The sequence below is a fragment of the Shewanella sp. VK101 genome (genome assembly GCF_056497865.1).
The window spans coordinates 877,118-894,345 of record NZ_CM151402.1 but is presented as its reverse complement, the minus strand read 5'-3'; the positions used below and the strand labels follow the sequence as shown (position 1 = coordinate 894,345).

The 17,228-nt window shown below is 54.3% G+C and carries 17 protein-coding genes; 10 read left to right on the top strand and 7 right to left on the bottom strand.

Annotated elements, in window-relative coordinates:
- Positions 1–61: 61 nt before the first annotated feature.
- Positions 62–403 carry an FKBP-type peptidyl-prolyl cis-trans isomerase gene (locus ACSHSR_RS04035; RefSeq protein ID WP_025890081.1) on the bottom strand — a complete coding sequence of 114 codons (342 nt, stop codon included), beginning with the start codon at positions 401–403 and terminating at the stop codon, positions 62–64.
- Positions 404–587: 184 nt separating this feature from the next.
- On the opposite strand from ACSHSR_RS04035, the gene zapE reads away from it, so the two are divergent.
- Positions 588–1,706: a cell division protein ZapE gene (zapE, locus tag ACSHSR_RS04030; RefSeq protein ID WP_479631280.1), complete on the top strand. Its 1,119-nt coding sequence runs from the start codon at positions 588–590 to the stop codon at positions 1,704–1,706.
- Here zapE and ACSHSR_RS04025 read toward each other — a convergent pair.
- The 3 genes from ACSHSR_RS04025 to ACSHSR_RS04015 form a co-directional block, all read right to left on the bottom strand.
- Entirely contained in the window at positions 1,677–3,116 is a 1,440-nt protein-coding gene (locus tag ACSHSR_RS04025) for an amidohydrolase family protein (protein WP_208124215.1), read from the bottom strand. The genes zapE and ACSHSR_RS04025 overlap by 30 nt on opposite strands.
- Positions 3,117–3,227: 111 nt before the next feature.
- The gene (locus tag ACSHSR_RS04020) at positions 3,228–4,556 is read right to left on the bottom strand and encodes an MFS transporter (RefSeq protein WP_208170590.1); all 1,329 of its coding nucleotides are present in this window, start codon (positions 4,554–4,556) and stop codon (positions 3,228–3,230) included.
- Positions 4,553–5,080 carry a nucleoside deaminase gene (locus tag ACSHSR_RS04015; RefSeq protein WP_051472794.1) on the bottom strand — a complete coding sequence of 176 codons (528 nt, stop codon included), beginning with the start codon at positions 5,078–5,080 and terminating at the stop codon, positions 4,553–4,555. The genes ACSHSR_RS04020 and ACSHSR_RS04015 overlap by 4 nt, the downstream gene beginning before the upstream one ends.
- Before the next feature lie 107 nt (positions 5,081–5,187).
- Between ACSHSR_RS04015 and ACSHSR_RS04010 the strand changes: the two genes are divergently transcribed.
- A complete protein-coding gene (locus ACSHSR_RS04010) occupies positions 5,188–6,060 on the top strand; it encodes a LysR family transcriptional regulator (protein WP_479631279.1) in 873 nt (290 codons plus the stop codon).
- A gap of 21 nt (positions 6,061–6,081) precedes the next feature.
- On the opposite strand, the gene ACSHSR_RS04005 is transcribed toward ACSHSR_RS04010, so the two are convergent.
- The 3 genes from ACSHSR_RS04005 to glnE form a co-directional block, all read right to left on the bottom strand.
- Positions 6,082–6,870 (bottom strand): sensor domain-containing diguanylate cyclase, encoded by a 789-nt coding sequence (locus tag ACSHSR_RS04005; RefSeq protein ID WP_082052689.1) that lies wholly within the window; start codon positions 6,868–6,870, stop codon positions 6,082–6,084.
- Positions 6,871–7,054: 184 nt separating this feature from the next.
- Positions 7,055–7,309, bottom strand: coding sequence for a hypothetical protein (locus ACSHSR_RS04000; protein ID WP_096142556.1), 255 nt, complete (start codon positions 7,307–7,309; stop codon positions 7,055–7,057).
- Positions 7,310–7,392: 83 nt separating this feature from the next.
- Positions 7,393–10,248, bottom strand: coding sequence for a bifunctional [glutamate--ammonia ligase]-adenylyl-L-tyrosine phosphorylase/[glutamate--ammonia-ligase] adenylyltransferase (gene glnE, locus ACSHSR_RS03995; protein ID WP_479631278.1), 2,856 nt, complete (start codon positions 10,246–10,248; stop codon positions 7,393–7,395).
- A gap of 236 nt (positions 10,249–10,484) precedes the next feature.
- Between glnE and ACSHSR_RS03990 the strand changes: the two genes are divergently transcribed.
- The 8 genes from ACSHSR_RS03990 to ACSHSR_RS03955 all read left to right on the top strand — a co-directional run bounded on the left by ACSHSR_RS03990 (position 10,485) and on the right by ACSHSR_RS03955 (position 17,151).
- A complete protein-coding gene (locus ACSHSR_RS03990; RefSeq protein ID WP_044733743.1) occupies positions 10,485–11,435 on the top strand; it encodes a hypothetical protein in 951 nt (316 codons plus the stop codon).
- 31 nt (positions 11,436–11,466) lie between these two features.
- Positions 11,467–12,366, top strand: coding sequence for a DUF350 domain-containing protein (locus ACSHSR_RS03985; RefSeq protein ID WP_025010360.1), 900 nt, complete (start codon positions 11,467–11,469; stop codon positions 12,364–12,366).
- A gap of 4 nt (positions 12,367–12,370) precedes the next feature.
- Positions 12,371–14,098, top strand: coding sequence for a polyamine aminopropyltransferase (locus ACSHSR_RS03980; protein ID WP_479631277.1), 1,728 nt, complete (start codon positions 12,371–12,373; stop codon positions 14,096–14,098).
- Between the two features lie 79 nt (positions 14,099–14,177).
- Complete coding sequence (locus tag ACSHSR_RS03975) at positions 14,178–14,591, top strand: YjfI family protein (protein ID WP_025010359.1); 414 nt, start codon at positions 14,178–14,180, stop codon at positions 14,589–14,591.
- An 11-nt stretch (positions 14,592–14,602) separates the two neighbouring features.
- A complete protein-coding gene (locus ACSHSR_RS03970; RefSeq protein ID WP_025010358.1) occupies positions 14,603–15,292 on the top strand; it encodes a PspA/IM30 family protein in 690 nt (229 codons plus the stop codon).
- 6 nt (positions 15,293–15,298) lie between these two features.
- A complete protein-coding gene (locus tag ACSHSR_RS03965; RefSeq protein WP_025010357.1) occupies positions 15,299–15,949 on the top strand; it encodes a hypothetical protein in 651 nt (216 codons plus the stop codon).
- Between the two features lie 6 nt (positions 15,950–15,955).
- Positions 15,956–16,282 (top strand): hypothetical protein, encoded by a 327-nt coding sequence (locus ACSHSR_RS03960; RefSeq protein ID WP_025010356.1) that lies wholly within the window; start codon positions 15,956–15,958, stop codon positions 16,280–16,282.
- 71 nt (positions 16,283–16,353) lie between these two features.
- Positions 16,354–17,151 carry an ion transporter gene (locus ACSHSR_RS03955; RefSeq protein ID WP_144191759.1) on the top strand — a complete coding sequence of 266 codons (798 nt, stop codon included), beginning with the start codon at positions 16,354–16,356 and terminating at the stop codon, positions 17,149–17,151.
- Positions 17,152–17,228 lie beyond the last annotated feature (77 nt).

Sequence of the window (17,228 nt, the reverse complement as noted above, 5' to 3'; positions counted from 1 at the left end):
AATATCAGCTTTATATAAAAACAAAATCCATCTGAGCCAATAGCGCTCAAAAGCCCTGGACTCAATCGTCGCGGGTCAGAACTTCCAGCAGTTCAATTTCAAATTCAAGATCTGAATTCGGCTTGATCAGCGCCCCAACCTGGCGTTCACCATAAGCCAGATGTGCCGGAACCTTGAGTCGGCGTTTGCCACCGACCTTCATCCCCATCAAGCCCAGATCCCAGCCCTTGATCACCCGCCCTGTGCCAATGACACACTGAAAGGGACGCCCCTTGTCCCAGGAAGAATCAAATTGAGTACCGTCACTCAACCAACCTCGGTAGTGAGCCGTAATAAGCGCTCCTTTCACCGCGGCTTTGCCCTGACCTTCCTCAATATCTATGATTGCCAATTCTGCCGTCATGGCTTGTTCCTCAACCTATGGCTCAAAAGGCGCATCTTATCCGTAAAAGGAACTGAACACTATTCCACGGATAGATGAAGCGGCATGGCAGGCACTTTTCCTTCAGGCTCAAGCCCTTGCTATACTGGCCGCCCGCGGCACTTATATGGCACTTAAATAACAGTCACAGGATGGGACGTCCAGAATGAAGCACACAATTTCCCCCTCTGAACGCTATGCCCAAGGCCCTTGGCAGCAAGACCCCGCCCAGTTGCCTGCGCTGGCAGCGCTTGATAAGCATTTTCAGGCGCTCGGTCAGGGAAACAAAGTCCCCGGGCTCTACCTGTGGGGGGATGTCGGCCGCGGCAAGACCATGTTGATGGATCTCTTTTTCAATGCCGTCGAGGGGCAGCCCAAGCTCAGACTGCATTTTCATCACTTTATGGCCAGGGTTCACAGAGATCTGAACCGCATCAGCGGCACCCGTGAGCCTTTGGATCAGATTGCCGCCACACTGGCCAAAGAATGCCGCCTGCTGTGCTTCGATGAGTTTTTCGTCTCGGATATCGGCGACGCCATTATTCTCGGACGTTTACTCGAAGGCCTGTTTAACCGTGGCGTTATGCTGGTCAGCACTTCCAATACGCCAATCGAGCGCCTCTATGAAAACGGCCTGCAGCGAGAGCGCTTTTTACCGACTATCGACTTGTTGCAACAGAAGATGGAATCGCTGCACCTCAATGGCGAGCAGGACCATCGCCTCACCAAAGGCGCGCCCCATGCCCAGGCGGCACTTCCCCTGCTGCAGCTTGGCAATGAACCTGACTTCAGCCAGTGGTTTTCAAAAAACGCCTCGGGCCCAGGGCAACTCTGCATCATGGGCAGACCGCTTTTTTTCCAAGCTATGGAAGCCACACAATCCCTGGCCTGGTTTCGCTTCGATCAGCTCTGCGAAGGGCCGAGATCCACTCTGGATTATATGGAGCTGGCCGAAACACTGAATACTCTGCTGCTGAGCCATGTGCCCAAGCTTGGCGGTGAGCGCCGCGGCTGGATCCGCGCCCGCGGCACCGAATATGCTGCCGAAGCCGTCAGCACAGGCGATAGAAAACTCAGTTATGCGCCAGAGGATGATGCCGCCCGGCGCTTTATCGCCCTGATAGATGAGTTTTATGACAGGGGTAAACAACTGGTGCTACATGCCCAAGTACCACTGGAGCAGCTTTATCAGGGCGGCGCCCTCAGCTTCGAGTTTCGCCGCACCTACAGTCGCTTAACCGAGATGCTGGGCAGCTCAGAGCTGGCGCCTGGCGTTATCCAATAGGCGCACTGACTCGGCCGCCTCGGTACGCATAGCGTCCAGCGCTTTGCTATCAAACAAGGTACCGCGATAGAAGAGCCCTCTTATCGATTGAGTGGCACCTATGTCCTGCAGCGGATTGTCCTGCAGCCATAGCAGTTCTGCCTTTTTGCCGACTTCAATGCTGCCATAGTCCTTGCTCTGGCCCATGAAGCGGGCGCCATTAATGGTAGCCGAACGCAGAATATCGGCATTGTTCACCCCAGCCTGTTGCCAGAGTTGCAGCTCAGTGTGCAACCCTTCGGCGGGGTAAACATAAGTGTTGAGCGCAGCAGAATCGCTGCCCGCCAGCAGGGTAACCCCGGCCTGCAACAGTTTTGGCAACTCGGCAGCCAGCGCATGATAGTGTTGCTTACGTGTCTGCCACTGCTGAGGTGTTTGCGCTCCCATACGCTCAATTCGCCAACGATATTTGTCGGTAAAAGCTTGGGTCAGAAACGCCATGAAAGGATCTTGGTTGTGATCTTGAGTATCGAGCCAGGCCAACTGGTGGCCGCCAATCAAGGTTGGTGTCACGGCAACGCCTTTGGCTGCCAACATGCGGTAACCCAGCTGCGCCTGCTCCGGGTCGAACCCATCACGATACGCCTGGCTCGCCTGCTTAGTGCTCATGCGTCCGGCCGCAACCGCAGCAGCAATTTGAGGCTCTTGGGCATTTCCCAGCCTAAGTACATATGAAGCATGTTCTATGCTGGACAGCCCGCTCTTGGCGGCTTCGAAAATGCTGACCCCATAGGGAATATGGCTGGATACCAGATGTCCACGGGTACGGGCCTCTTTGAGTGTTTCCAGATAGAGAGCCGCCGGCATGGTATTTTCAGTGATCTTGATAAAGTCGACCGCCATACTCTCAAGCTTGTCCATGCCTTGACGCATTTCGGCGCCATCGGCCACTTCCAGATCGCCATTCCAGACAGAGTCCGGACCTTCAAACTTCTGCCCGGCGCTGAAAATTCTCGGCCCCAAACGGTTACCGGACTCAATCTGTTTACGCCATAACAGCACTTCCGGCGCCAGATCGCTGGCCGCTTCACGCACCGCGGTAATGCCGTAGCTTAAGTAAAGCGGCAGTAACAGGGCATTGTCCTCCACCAGTTCTCGGCCTTCGAAGTGCACATGCATGTCCCACAAAGATGGCATCAAAATGCCGCCCTGAAGATCCACAGTGCGCTCAGCCGTTAACTTGGCAGAGCTGTCTTCAATGGCGCTGATCCGGCCCTCATCGATCGCCAGTTGTTTACCTGATAGCAAACGCCCCTGCTCCACATCCAGCAAACTGAAATTGGTCAGCAGCCACTCATGGGGTTTGGCCTGCAGCGGCGGGGTAAATGATGTGGCCAAGAGACATAACAGCGACAGTTTTTTCAATGACATTCCGGCTTCCTTAATTATTATTTTAGGTCTAATAAACAAATTGTTACCAACAGTTCCAGGTCTCTGGAGAGTCACAATACCAACCTCTCCCGCCGAGGAATGATTTCGGCCTTATTGAGCATGAACCTTGGAGACTCCTTGCTGCTCATCTGTCACCCGGTGCGCAGGCAAACCTGATGGACCAAAACCAAAACAAAGCACGGTCACCACCAAGACAAACAACCAATGCAACAACCACAGTGGAGCAAAATCGGTACTGCTCTGCATCACAGGCGCTGCGCCATCAAGCAACAAGGGCGGTAAGATCAAGGGAGGCAGCGCCGCCAGCAGGAAGCCGCCGCCCTGCACCATGGCACTGAGGCCGACCGTCTGCTCGGCGCCGCGGTATTCTTCATGCACCAGGACCAAGGTAAGTGAAAAGCTGCCGCCAAGCCCCACGCCAAGCAGAAGACTCCAAAGCACAGGGGCGCCCTGAGGCCACAAAGCCAAGGCCATAAAGCCTACTAATTGCGCGATAAGAGCCAACCATAACCAGGGACGGCGGTCGGCTTTTGCTTGCTTGCCGGCGAAACGACCTACCAGCAGCGGCAACGTCAGGGCTGAAAACATCTGTGCCAGCGCCATCAGGGCCACCAGCCGCCCACTTGCAAGCTGAGACATGCCCAGTTTCTGATAGCTGAGCGGTAACCAAGCCACCAGGCTGGCATAGCCTCCATTGATAAGCCCGAAACTCAGCAACAAATACCAGGCCTTTGCCCGGCGCCATGGCAAGCTTGGTTTAGCGGGCGCGGGATTATCCTCCTCTGATGTACTCACAATAGAGCCTTCAGTCAGAGGTGCGACTCTGGAAACAGCCGGTTGAGAGTCACGCCTGGCCAACCAAAGTGCGAGTAACAACACAGGTATGCAAGGCAGCGCCCATAATGCCAACACCGAAGCCCCCTCTGAAAACAGCGTTATCAACCAAGGAGTGACTCCAGCGCCCAGAGCGCCGCCGCCCATCAACAGCGCCGAGTATCCCCCCATTAATACCGGCAAGTGTCCGGCGAAATGCTGTTTGATAAGCCCTGGTAACAGCAGTTGCATCCAAGCTACGGCAAGCCCGGCCAGCAAGGTGGAGAGCCAAAGCAGTGGCATGGTAACTCTTGCTCTGAGTACTAGCGCCAAAGTCAGCAAGCCGAGGCTAAGAGCCACACCGGGCAAGCTGGAGAGCCTTTTAGGTAACCAAGGGGCAGTCAGTGCTCCAACCCCCATCAGCAACATTGGCATTGAGGTCAGCCATCCCAGAGCCTGCACCTCAATACCAAGCTCGCTACTGAGCTGTGCCAGCAAAGGCCCGGGCGATGTCAGAAAAGGCCTCAACGCCAGTGCACCACCAAACAATAACAGCAGCAGAGCCACTGCTTTCAGCCTGGTCAAATACGGCTGTTGAAGTGTCATTGCTCTTCGCTATCCCCAGTTGGATTTGCCTGAGCATCATGTGCCAAAGCGCCATAGAGCCAGGCAGGTTCAAAGGAGCTTTGACAACGACGAATGGTAAACCCCGGGCTTTGTGCAAGCTTTTGGCTCTCCAAACCCAGCAAACCATAGCTGGCTTCACTGGAGAATCCCCAGAATTCGGCATCGTGATTATCGAATACATAGCGTATCTCACGTATGCCTGCCATCAAGGCGGCAGCCAAACACATGGGGCAAGGGTGACCACTGGCGTAGAGCACGGCACCATCGAGTTGTGTCGTCTCTAATGACTTGGCCGCCGCACGTATGGCCTGCATTTCGGCGTGAGCCGAAGGGTCGCAGTCGGCTGCGACTCGGTTGACACCTTGTGCAATAATCTCCCCGTCTTTCAGCAACAGGGCGGCAAAGGGTCTGGCGCCGGACAGCAGATTATCTTTGGCCTTGATCACCAAGTGTTCTATTAGATCGGCTTCTGTCAGCGGCATGCTTGTGAGTGTTGCTTTCATTCTGTGGTTTCCAGGCAAATTTTCCATCCAGTCTAAAAACTGCCTATTTGATTTGGAAATTAAATAATGAAATATTCATCAGTGGAATTCTCACTAATCCGGTACTGATGAAAACACCTCATTCTCCCGCCAACCTGGCACTGCTCGATCCTGTATTACTGCGGGCCTTTGTCGCCGTCGCCGACAGTGGCAGTTTCACCCGCGCCGCGGCCGCCACTCACCTGACCCAGTCAACAGTTAGCCAGCAGCTTCGCCGTCTGGAGCAACAATTGGGTTATCCTTTACTGGATCGCAGTGGCCGTTATGCCCAAACCACACCTGAAGGTGAGCGACTGCTTACTTATGCCAGACAGATACTGGCGCTGATGCGGGAAGCCGGAGGTCGAACACAAGAGGCGTTTACCCCACTTCGATTGGGAGTGCCGGAAGATTTTGCCGGTGAGGTACTGACCCTGGTGTTGGCCGAGCTGCAACGCCAGGAGCCGACATTACAACTGGAACTGACATCGGGGCTGAGCCAAGGCCTTTATGAAGCATTTCGTGATGGCAAACTGGATATAGTGCTGGTGAAACAACGCCTCGGCGCCAGTCGCGGCGTCGCCTGCTGGCCAGAACCTGTTTGCTGGTTCGACAGTCGCAGCCACTCGCTGGCAGAAAAGCGCCCGCTACCTTTGGTGGCCTTTCCCAATGGTGGTTTATATCGAAGTGAGATGATCCAGCTGCTTGATGAAACCGGGATAGAGTGGCAAATGGTGCAAGTCAGTAATTCACTGTCACAGGTGAAAGCCGCTGTAGCCGCAGGCATAGGAGTGAGCCTGTTGCCCAAACGCCTGCTCACAGACGCTCATATTCAGCAAGAGACTCTGCCACCGCCATTACCGATGGAACTGGTACTGCATGCTGCGCCCAGCCTGAACCATATGGGCAAGCGGTTAATTCAGGACTTGGTCGCCCGTTGCAATGACTTGATGGTTACTTAAGAAAACAAAACGCAAACCCAGCTAATCGCGCCCCGGCTTTCTGCGGTACATCAAGCCGTCGGCCTGAGCCATCAACTCGGCCAAGCTCCTGGGTTGGGCCGGATCGTATAGGGCTTCTCCGAGGCTGGCACGGATCTGATAGGGTTTTGCCAAGCGGAAGTTGAGTTCGGCCAAGGCTTTACGGAACCTCAACTTGATGGCCCTGACATCCAATGGTCGCAAATGGGTCAGCAGTACGGCAAACTCATCACCTCCAAGCCTGGCTACCACATCCGACTCGCGGAAACAGCTCACCAGCATGGCGGCAAAGGCCTGCAACACGGCATCACCTTCACTGTGACCATAGGTATCATTAATGGGCTTGAATTCGTTGAGATCCAGATACAGCAAGGCACCGTAGAAACTTTCACGACAACAGGAAGACAGTGCCATCTCCCCCAGTAACTCAAAGCCCCGGCGGTTGGCCACGCCGGTGAGTTCATCCTGACAGACCTCTTCCATATGCTGCAGTTCGTTTTCCACCATATGGCCGAGATCTTCCAGACACAGCTTATCTTCCTGGGACAGTTCTCTTGGGCGTACATCTATGATGCAGAAGGTGCCAACCCGACAACCATTGCGCATAGTCAAAGGATAACCGGCATAAAAGCGGATATGGGGAGCGCCGGTAACCAGAGGGTTGTCGGCAAAACGAGGGTCCTTGAGAGTATCCGGGATCAGCATGGATTCAGGCGACAGGATGGCATGACCACAAAACGACTGATCTCTGGGTGTCTCCCTGAGGGAGATACCTAAGGAAGGTGCGAACAAGTCCCATGCGTGCTCTGCGTCGGCTTACAGGCCTGGATGCAAGGCGTGGTTCGCAGCAAATGGCCCTAGTCCTTTGCAAGAAGCACAACACAGCAGGCAGGCTTGTAAGCCACGCCCTTTGGGGCTTTCACAGCAACCGGCTCTCTGCGTTATCCGACTTCGACAGGCCCCGGCATGCCTTCAGTCAGATGCCTTGAACGCCAATTGCTGTGTCAGCCAGAGTGCCGCGAGGACTTATTCGCACCTTCCCTAAGCTGGACTTGAACCATTGTCGTTTGGCATCAACCAAACTAACCAAACAGATGGGTACTTCAAACAGTCGCTGCGCCATGCGGCTGATGCGATCAAAGCGCTCCTCTGCTTCGGTATCCAACACCCCGAGTCCTTGCAGGGTAGCCAGCCTTAGTGGCTCATCCAAGGGCTTTGGGGGTCTTGGCATAGGCATTCCTCAACAGTGGCTTCAGGCAAAGCAATCGACAAAACTTCTCCGTTAACTATAGATAGCCTGAGCGCACCGGTAAACTATTGCCCCAGGATAAGCTCATAGATGTTACTGACCCGTTCGGCCGGCTCCGCCACTTTTTCCTGTGCCACCAGCCCAGGCAAACCGGCCAGAGTCAACCTGTGGTTTTCATCCCTCAGCATGCAATAGGCCTGGGTCAGATGCTGCGCCGACATCAAGGGCAGCAGCTCAAGCTCGGCCAACACCTCAAAAATCCGCACATTATCAGACCAGATACACAGCTCGGGGTGCTTATGGGCATGGGCCAGCACCAAATACTGAGCGATAAACTCAATATCGGCGATACCGCCAACGCTTTGTTTAAGATCGAACATTCCCTGCGGCGCTTTGAGCAGATGGTCGCGCATCTTAAGGCGCATCTCACGCACTTCGCTGGCTAGCTGTTTCCTGTCTCTTGCTTGGCGCAGCACGCTGTCACGCACCGCCTGAAATTCCTGCGCCAGGGCGTTATCGCCGAAGACAAAGCGAGCACGAACCAAAGCCTGATGTTCCCAGGTCCAGGCCTCCTGCTGCTGATACTCGCCGAAATGCCCAATTTCACTGACCAAGAGCCCGGAGGCGCCCGATGGTCGCAGGCGCATGTCTACCTCGTAAAGCTCGCCCGACATGGTGCGGGTGGAAAACAGGTGTAATATCCGCTGCGCCAGTTTGAGATAGAAGTGCCCTACATCCAACGGCTTGTCACCGTCAGTCGAACCGCCCTTGGCATTGTGCAGAAACACCAGGTCGAGATCCGAGCCGTAGCCCAGCTCAATGCCACCCAGCTTGCCATAGCCGACGACGGCAAAACCTATCTCCCCTTCAGCCAGGCCAGGCGGCACGCCGTGGCGCTCTGTCATTTGCTGCCAGGCCTGTTGCACTACTTGCTCTATGATGGCTTCGGCAAGAAAAGTCAGGTGATCGCTGACCTGCATGATAGGTAAGACCCCGGTGACATCCGCGGCGGCAATTTTCAACTGTTGCGACAGTTTAAACTGCCTGAGCGCCTCCATCTGCTGCTCCATATCCTCTTCCGGAACCCGCAGCAGGTATTGGCGCAGTTCACTGCCGTAGTCATCCAGAGAGGTGGTGTCATAAAGCTGCGCCGGATCGATCAGTTCATCCAGCAACATGGGGAATTTCGCCAGCTGCTGGGCAATCCAGGGACTGGCACAACACAGGCTCACCAATTGTTGGCGGGCGCCAGGGTTTTCACACAGAAGTTCAAGATAAGTGGTACGGGTGAGGATCTGCTCCAGTACGCCGGTTACCGGCTTGAATGCCTTCCCGGGATTGGGCTGCAGCGTCAGCTCCTCAAGCATTTTCGGCATCAGCTTATCCAGGGTATCCCGCCCTCTTGGCCCTATGGCCCGACGTGATACCGTCTCGCGCCAATGAGCCAGACTGCTCCAGAGTTCATTGTCTTCTATGCCTCGCTCGGCCAGCAGCGATTGTATGTCTCCCTCGCTGTCACAGACCCAAAGCTGACAGGCCCAGCTGTCGCTTTGCTCCTCATTGTCTTCATCACCGCCGACGGTATCGCGAAAATGGCGATGAATCTTGAACATAGCGGCCTCAACCTCACTGCGCAGTTCTGCTTCATTGGCCATCTCCAACGCGTAGCAGAGACGATGCCAATCCAGGCCGTTATCCGGCAGGGTCTGGGTCTGTTTATCCCCTATGGCCTGCAACAGGTTTTCTACCCGGCGCAGCAGCAGATAACTCTGCTTGAGTTCATCTACCGCCAGATACTCAAGTTGCCCCAAACTAAAGAGGGTATCTATGGCATCGAACAAGCTTTGACTGCGCAGCGCCGGCTCCCGGCCGCCGCGGATAAGCTGAAAACTCTGCACCACGAACTCCACTTCGCGGATACCGCCGGCACCGAGTTTGATGTTGTCCTTGAGCTGGCGCCGCCGCACTTCCTGGGCAATCAGGCGCTTCATCCGCCTTAAGGAATCTATGGCGGAAAAGTCGATATAACGCCGGTAAACAAAGGGGCGTAGCAGGTCGTGAAGCTCATCCGAGTATTGAGTCCAGGGACCAAGCGCGCGGGCTTTGACCATGGCGTAACGCTCCCAGTCACGCCCCTGCTCCTGATAATAATCCTCAAGGGCGCTGTAGCTGACCACCAGCGGGCCACTCTCTCCATAGGGGCGCAAACGCATGTCGACCCGGAACACAAAGCCATCGACTGTGACCTGCCCCAGCAGATTGACCAGGCGTTGCCCCATGCGGATAAAGAACTGCTGGTTATCCAGGCTGCGCCGACCGCCCTGGGTCTCACCGTGTTCCGGAAAGGTAAAGATCAAGTCGATATCAGATGAGAAGTTCAGCTCACGGCCGCCCAGCTTACCCATCCCCAGGATCATCAAAGGTTGTGGCTTGCCGTCGCAGTCACAGGGGGTTCCCAGACTCTGGCACATTTCGCGATAGAGCCAGTCTCTGGCGCCAATTATCAGTGCCTCTGCCAATACAGAGAGATCGAGCAGTGACTCCTGCAGCGGGCTATAACCCATGAAGTCGCGCCAGGCGAGGCGCACCATTTGCCGGTTGCGATAGTTTCGCAGCACTGACTTGGCGGTTTCTTCCTGGGTGACAGGGTCGAGCTGGGATTGGATTTCGTCGGCAAAGTCTTGTCTATCCAGGCGAGTGAGCTGGCCGCTAAAGAAGGGGGCAATCCATTCAGGGTGGCGGCACAGCTGAGTGGCAACATAATCACTCAAGCCCATAACCCGCTGCAGCTCCTGCTGCTCTATGAGGCTGAGCTCGGTGACCACCTCAGGCCAGCGCTCCACCAGCAGGTGCCAATGCTTACCGGCCTGTTTGCACAGCAACTCGGAAAACGGCTTTTGACTGTCACACCCCAATTCCATAGTTATCCCTGTTCGATTGTATTCAAGACCATTTAGACATATTATGTCATCTTTGCCGCACAAACGTCCGCTCGACATGGATTTTAACCGGCCGATGCAGATGATTCTGACTTCACCCCAATTCTTGTGGGTGATACTCTGTGCACAGATTACACCAACTTGCACTGACGGCCTACGGGGACCAGAGGTTTTAGCACCGTTTGCCTGGCTCAAGTGCTTATCATAATGGAGAAAACATGGCAGGAATGCTGATCCGTATTCTCAGTCTGCTGATGCTGTTATCACTGACAGCCTGCGGTGACGACAGACCCGAGCAGATTGCCCAGTTGCAACAGCTGAATGACCAACGTCTGGAAAAACTCGGCCAGATGCTGGACAAAGACCAGCTGCGCAATGGCATCTTACTCAAACAGTATGGTCAAATTCTGGCGCAGCAGCGGCCGGAGCTACAGCCGCTGGTGGAGCAACTAACACTGGATGCCACCAGTAAGGGACCACTGTACAAGTCACTGGAAAGCAGGGTGAAAGACGCCAAGGTGGCGAGCAACTTTGTCAATCTTGACCAACAGTTGGAAGAGGGAAACAACCTCTATCAAGCGCTGGACTCTAGCCTGTTCAACGACATGCTGTCAGATCCCGTCAATGTGATTGCCGATATGTCAGAGGGCAAACTCGCCAGGGTCAACGCCATCAGCCGCGAGGCTTCAACCCTGGCCAATGGCTCGGAAGACTTTGGTGCCGGCAGCCAGTTAGTAGGTAACCCCGCCTATGGCCAGTGGCAAACCGATTCCAACGGCATGTCCTTTTGGGCCTGGTATGGCATGTACTCCATGTTTTCCAACCTGTTCCACAGGCCGGTTTATTATGACAACTGGTCCAGAGGCAGGGATTACAGTTACTACAATGATGTGGGGCGCTATCGCTATACCTCCCCCAAGCAGGCTAAGGCCCAAACCCAGGTCTATGAGCGCACCAAAAAACGTTTCGACTCTCAAGGCAAACGCTTTGACAGCCCTTATGCCAAGTCCCGCTCCGGCTCAAGCGCCCTCTCTCGTCAGAGCAGCGCCGCACCCAAGCCATCCAGCAGTGGGCAAACGGCCAGTAAGTTTCGCTCTAATTACTCTAAAGACAGCAGTTTCCGTAATTCTGGCAGTCGCACCAGCCGTGGTGTCAGCCGGGGCAAATAACTCAGCCAGGATCACAACTTAAGGAATGAACATGACTCTATTTCAGGAATTCGGCATCACTCAGGAACTGGCCGTCATACTCGCCATCGACCTTTCTATCGCCGTGGTACTGCTCACTCTGACCCGCTACCTGCAGGGCTGGAGTGTTCGGGTAAACAGCAGTGAAGAGCTGGCAGTCAGAGACAACTTCGCCTTCGGCATCAGCACCGCCGGCGCTGTGGCGGCACTGGGTATAGTACTGACCGGCGCCATTACCGGCGCCGCCGCTCACAGTTATCTGCAGGAAGCCATCGGCATGAGCGCCTACGGCCTGTTTGGTCTAGTGCTAATCAAACTGGGGCGCTTTTTGCACGATAAAATCGCCTTGAATAATATCGACAAGAATGCCCTGGTACTTAAAGGCAATGTGTCGGTTGCCATAGTCGATGCCTCGGCCGCTATCGCCACTGCGATTATTATCCGCGCCGTGCTGCTATGGGCCGAAGATCTGACCCTGGATACCTTTATTGCCATCCTCAGCGCCTTTGCTATTTCTCAATTGATGCTGGTGTTACTGACCCGCCTCAGAGAGAATCGCTACGCCGCCCGCAACCAAGACAGCTCAATGCAGCAAGCGCTGGCGCAGGGAAATACCGCCCTGGCGATACGCCATGCCGGGGCGATGATCGCCATGGCGCTGAGCTTCAATGCCGCCAGTCACTTTATCGTCTTCAGCCCTGAAGCCTATGTCACCAACGCCCTTGGCTGGCTGGTGTTCTCCTTCATTATGTTGGTGGTACTGAGCCTGTTGCTACCCTTGGTCAAACTCCTGGTGCTGGCAAAAATTGACCTCGCCGATGAGGTGGAGAAGCAGCACAACATAGGCTTGGCCGCAGTTGAAATGGCGATCAGCATAGCGGTTGCGCTGATCCTCACCGCTTTGATGGCCTGATCCAGTGGCATTAAGTAGTCACACCAACACCCAAGAGCCCAACAGACGTCACTTAGGTGCCCTCGATGATGCCTTGCTTCTGGGGATCATGGGGGTACTGGCGGCCTGTGGTCTGATATACGAATACCTGTTTTCCCATTATGCCGGGCGCATTTTGGGCGCCCTCGAGGCGGCCATCTACACCATGATAGGCTTGATGATAGTCTCCATGGGCTTGGGGGCCTTTGCCGCCCGCAAGATAAAGTGCGCCTTCAGTGGCTTTGCAGTATTGGAATTGACTGTCGCCTTGCTGGGCTCACTGGCGATTCTGATCACCGCGGCCGTCATCGGCTTTGGCCACGAGCTGCCGGAACTGATAGGACGAACTCTGGGGCTACCGCCGGATCATCTGCCTCAGGGTGGCTTTATCGGCCGTTTTCAGGAGTTGTCCCGCTACCTGCCCTATTTCTGGGGTGTGTTGCTCGGTTTGATGATAGGCATGGAGATCCCGCTCATTGCCAGGGTGCGTCAGGCACTGTCCGATGAACACCTGCTGCACAATGCCGGCACCATTTATGGCGCCGACTATATAGGTGCCGGTGTGGGTGCGGCGCTCTGGGTCGGCTTTATGCTGGCGCTGGATATCCAGCTGGCTGCAGCCATGACCGCCGCCTTTAACCTCTTGGCCGGGTTTATCTTTATCATTCGCTTCAGGGACAGGATCCGCGCCGCCAACTGGTTACTGGCGGCACACGTACTGGCCACAGGAGTGCTGCTGATGCTAGCCATCAAGGGGCCGACCTGGGAGCAAGGATTCAACAACCTCCTGTATCAAGACAAGGTGGTCTATGCCAAGGCTACCCGGTTTCAGCAACTGACACTGACCAAGCGCCTGATGGGTAACCATCTGCCACCGGTTTACTCCCTCTATATCAATGGCAGGCTGCAGTTCTCCTCCAGTGATGAACATATCTATCACGCCTTTCTGGTACATCCGACTCTGGCTGCGAGTGCCCGTCACGATAAGGTGTTGATCATAGGCGGCGGTGATGGATTGGGCTTGAAACAGGTACTGAAATGGCAACCCAAGCAGGTCACTCTGGTGGATCTCGATGCCGAGATGGTCAAGCTATTCAAAGAACCCGGGGCTGACGTACCGGAAGATCTCAGGACAGCATTGCTCGGCCTCAACGGCAACGCCTTTGCCGATCCCAGGGTGGAAACGGTTTTCGACGATGCCTTTAACGGTGTCGACCGCTTGCTGGCCCGCGGCGATAAATACGATGCCATCATAGTGGATCTGCCTGATCCCTCACATCCGGATCTCAATAAGCTCTATTCAGACCTGTTTTATAAAAAACTCAGGGAACTTCTGAGCGCAGATGGAGCCATCAGTATACAGTCCACCTCGCCTTACCATGCGACCAAGGCCTTTATCTCTGTAGGCAAGACCCTGGCGCTGGCGGGATTCAAGGTGAATCAGTATCACCACAATGTGCCCAGCTTTGGCGAATGGGGCTGGACCATAGGGACACTCAATGGCCAGGATGCCAAGAGTCGGCTGCAGCAGATGCAGCAACTGCCGGTGGAGGATGACTGGTTGACGCCTGGGCTTATCCGCGGAGCCTTCGAGTTTCCGAAACAGTTTTACACTAAGATGGACCAGGTTCAGCCCAACACCATAGGCTCACTGCAGCTGTATTACTACCACCTGCAGGCATGGACAGATGAACAAGGTGTAGCAACCTTTTAAACAGGCAAAGATAACGCTTGACATATTATGTCTCGGTGTTATCTTTAAACGCAGACATAATATGTCAAAGAGGACAAATATGAATATTCACACTATTGCCAATCATTTAAATGGACTTGGCGACAACAGCTCTACTGGGTTCCAGTTTGACTGTTACCCCATTGAAGGGGATGTAGAAGTGTTGCAGGTCAATGTGGTTGGCCGTGAAGAGATCCCCGTATTTGTTTCGGTAACGGAAAACCAAATCCTCTGCATCAGTTATCTCTGGGGAGAGGATGAACTCAAGCAGGAACGCCGTGCCGAGATGTTTGAAACCATGTTGGAACTCAACATCCCTATGCCACTGTCTTCATTCGCCAAGATTGACGATAAATATGTGGTTTACGGTGCACTCTCCCTGCAATCGAGCATGCTGGAAATAGAGCAGGAACTCTCTGTCCTGTCTGACAACTGTCTCGAAGTCATTGACGAACTGGTCGACTTTTTGAAATAAGGAGCCAAATCATGGGCATACTGAACAAAATTCTTACAGCATTCCGCGGTGGGGCCAACGAAGTCGGCCAAAGCATAGTGGATGCCAATTCAACCCGCATCTTCGAACAGGAGATCCGTGACGCCGAGAAACACCTCACCAAGGCCAAGCGTGAACTGACAGATGTGATGGCCAAAGAGATGCAAGCCAGCCGTGAAATCGATCGCATTAAGCGTGCTGTCGCCGAGCATGAAGGCTATGCCACTCAGGCACTGGAAAAAGGCAATGAAACTCTGGCACTGGAAGTGGCCGAGAAAATTGCCCAGCTGGAAATGGAACTGGCCGAGCAACAAACTGCCAATGACAGCTTCAGCGCCCATGCTGCCCGCCTGAAAGATCTGGTGAAGAAGACCGAACGTCAGCTGGCCGACTATCAGCGTCAGTTGAGCATGGTCAAGACCACTGAAAGCGTGCAAAAGGCCACGGCTTCTATTACCGACTCTTTCGCGTCAAGCAACTCCAAGCTGCTCAACGCCAAAGACTCACTGGAGCGTATCAAGGCACGTCAGCAACAGTTTGACGACCGCTTGAAGGCTGCCGAAAACCTGGAAGCCGAGAACAGCGACCAATCGCTGAAAGCCAAGCTGGCTGAAGCCGGTATCGGCGAGCAAAAGAGCAACGCCAGCGATGTGCTCGAGCGTTTGAAAGCCAAGAAAGGCTGATAACCTATGGGATTCTTTGGCAGCCTGTTTGGCAAAAAAGAAACTCCAGTGCGTCAGCTTAAGCACCCATCAGAGCTGCAAAAGGGCGATATGATCTCCCTTGATGACAGCTTTGCCCTGCCCGCGCATCTGCGCGGGCAGCAGCTTAGGGTCGAAGCCGTCAATACCTATGAGTATCAGCGCAGTCAGTCGACTGAGTGGGTACTCAAGGGGCACAGCGGCGAAGCCATCTATCTGGGGCTGGATGAAGACGACGAAACCTGGCTGGCTTTCTCGCTGAAGATAAGCCGCGCTCAGGTCGATGCCTTATTCGATCTGGATGATTTCTCCGCGATCTTCGATGAGCCGGGGAAAGCAGAGCTGAGTACCAAGGCACTCACTGCCGAGACTGAGATGCTTGAGCAATGGCTCGGGAAACACTACCATCAGGTCAGTTTTGCTGAGTTTGGCTATTTCCACCGGGAAGATTACCGTGGACTCAGGCCGCCTCAGGATGCTGACGGTGCAACAGGTGATGCCTTCGAAAGCTATCAGTTGCTGGATGACGATGAGTCTCGCGCTCTGGATATCGAAGTCTATGAAGGCGGCGAAACCGACGTTGCGCTGACCCTTTACCGCCCCCTCAGCGATATTCGTGACTACTGGCCAGGAGAATAATGCGGCATGAGCAAGAACCACCCTTATCCGGAAAAATGGTTACAAAACCAAAAGGCTGCCAAGGCGACTCAGGTAGCTTTTGATCTGGATGAAAGGTTTCAATACTCCATCCGCAAGGCGGCCCTGGATACAGGTGTCAGCCCTTCAGATCAGATACGCATGATATTGGGTTTATCCGTGGCCAAGCGTCCCAAGCGGCCACGGTTAACCGTTTCGCTCAGCCCCACCGATTATGTCCAGCTCGCCGAAAAATACGGCCTTGCTCCGGATGCGCAATTGGAAATCAAAAAACGGGTATTGGAAGACCTGGTACAATTCGTAGACGAGCAATAAACAAGCGCGTTTACAGCTAACGGCAAGTCTTTTACCCTGAAAGGATACAAAGTTTCTCAATGGAAGAACCAATGCCGGATAAATCTCGCTGGTTCCTGAAACCGCCTGTTCAGGTCTCCCCTTTCGAATTGGCGATGATGATGTTGTCGCTGATCTCTGTGGTTGTGATCCTTATCATGACCTTTGTCCCTGTCGATCCTGAAACCCACAAGTTGTTGTTTTATATCGATACGGGTATCTGCTTTATCTTTATGAGTTATTTCCTGGTGGGTCTGTTCCGGGCAGAGAATAAACTCACCTATATCAAGTCTCACTGGGTCGACTTTGTCGCCAGTATTCCGGCGATTGAAGCACTGCGCTTTGCCCGTTTATTTCAGATCCTCAGGGTATTGAGGCTCATTCGCATGAGTCGTTCCCTGATAGGGCCACTGCTGAAGCAAAGGCGTCAGGCCACCATCGCCAGCTTGCTGGTATCCATGGTCACCATCATCACCATAGCCTCGGTATTGATGTTGCTGGTGGAAAGCGGCGTCGAAGGTGCCAATATTCAAACCGCCGAAAACGCCATCTGGTGGGCAATAGTGACCATTTCCACCGTAGGTTACGGTGACTTTTACCCTGTGACTACAGTAGGCCATGTAATAGGTGGCGTGGTCATCGTCTGCGGGGTCAGTTTCTTCGGGGTTATTTCCGGTTATATGGCATCACTGTTTGTCGCTCCCGATGAGCAGGAGAGCCTGGAAAACCAAAGCAAGGTCATCAAGAGCGAGTTGGATCTGGTACTCGAACGCATGGAAGCCAACCAACAACAGATGCTGACGGAAATCGCCGACTTGAAACAGAAGCTGGCGCAGCAGCAACGGGACTAATCAATCGACTAAAAAGGACGCCGAGGCGTCCTTCTTTGTGCTTACTTCCGGGCTATTCGTCCGGAACTCTTACCAGG

What these genes read in the sequence shown, in the direction of transcription:
- glnE (WP_479631278.1), bottom strand. Translation starts at nt 10,248, where the DNA reads ATGGAATTGGGGTGTGACAGTCAAAAGCCGTTTTCCGAGTTGCTGTGC.
- ACSHSR_RS04025 (WP_208124215.1), bottom strand. Translation starts at nt 3,116, where the DNA reads ATGTCATTGAAAAAACTGTCGCTGTTATGTCTCTTGGCCACATCATTT.
- ACSHSR_RS04010 (WP_479631279.1), top strand. Translation starts at nt 5,188, where the DNA reads ATGAAAACACCTCATTCTCCCGCCAACCTGGCACTGCTCGATCCTGTA.
- ACSHSR_RS04000 (WP_096142556.1), bottom strand. Translation starts at nt 7,309, where the DNA reads ATGCCAAGACCCCCAAAGCCCTTGGATGAGCCACTAAGGCTGGCTACC.
- ACSHSR_RS03975 (WP_025010359.1), top strand. Translation starts at nt 14,178, where the DNA reads ATGAATATTCACACTATTGCCAATCATTTAAATGGACTTGGCGACAAC.
- ACSHSR_RS03990 (WP_044733743.1), top strand. Translation starts at nt 10,485, where the DNA reads ATGGCAGGAATGCTGATCCGTATTCTCAGTCTGCTGATGCTGTTATCA.
- ACSHSR_RS04015 (WP_051472794.1), bottom strand. Translation starts at nt 5,080, where the DNA reads ATGAAAGCAACACTCACAAGCATGCCGCTGACAGAAGCCGATCTAATA.
- ACSHSR_RS04035 (WP_025890081.1), bottom strand. Translation starts at nt 403, where the DNA reads ATGACGGCAGAATTGGCAATCATAGATATTGAGGAAGGTCAGGGCAAA.
- ACSHSR_RS03965 (WP_025010357.1), top strand. Translation starts at nt 15,299, where the DNA reads ATGGGATTCTTTGGCAGCCTGTTTGGCAAAAAAGAAACTCCAGTGCGT.
- zapE (WP_479631280.1), top strand. Translation starts at nt 588, where the DNA reads ATGAAGCACACAATTTCCCCCTCTGAACGCTATGCCCAAGGCCCTTGG.
- ACSHSR_RS03970 (WP_025010358.1), top strand. Translation starts at nt 14,603, where the DNA reads ATGGGCATACTGAACAAAATTCTTACAGCATTCCGCGGTGGGGCCAAC.
- ACSHSR_RS03985 (WP_025010360.1), top strand. Translation starts at nt 11,467, where the DNA reads ATGACTCTATTTCAGGAATTCGGCATCACTCAGGAACTGGCCGTCATA.
- ACSHSR_RS03960 (WP_025010356.1), top strand. Translation starts at nt 15,956, where the DNA reads ATGAGCAAGAACCACCCTTATCCGGAAAAATGGTTACAAAACCAAAAG.
- ACSHSR_RS03955 (WP_144191759.1), top strand. Translation starts at nt 16,354, where the DNA reads ATGCCGGATAAATCTCGCTGGTTCCTGAAACCGCCTGTTCAGGTCTCC.
- ACSHSR_RS04020 (WP_208170590.1), bottom strand. Translation starts at nt 4,556, where the DNA reads ATGACACTTCAACAGCCGTATTTGACCAGGCTGAAAGCAGTGGCTCTG.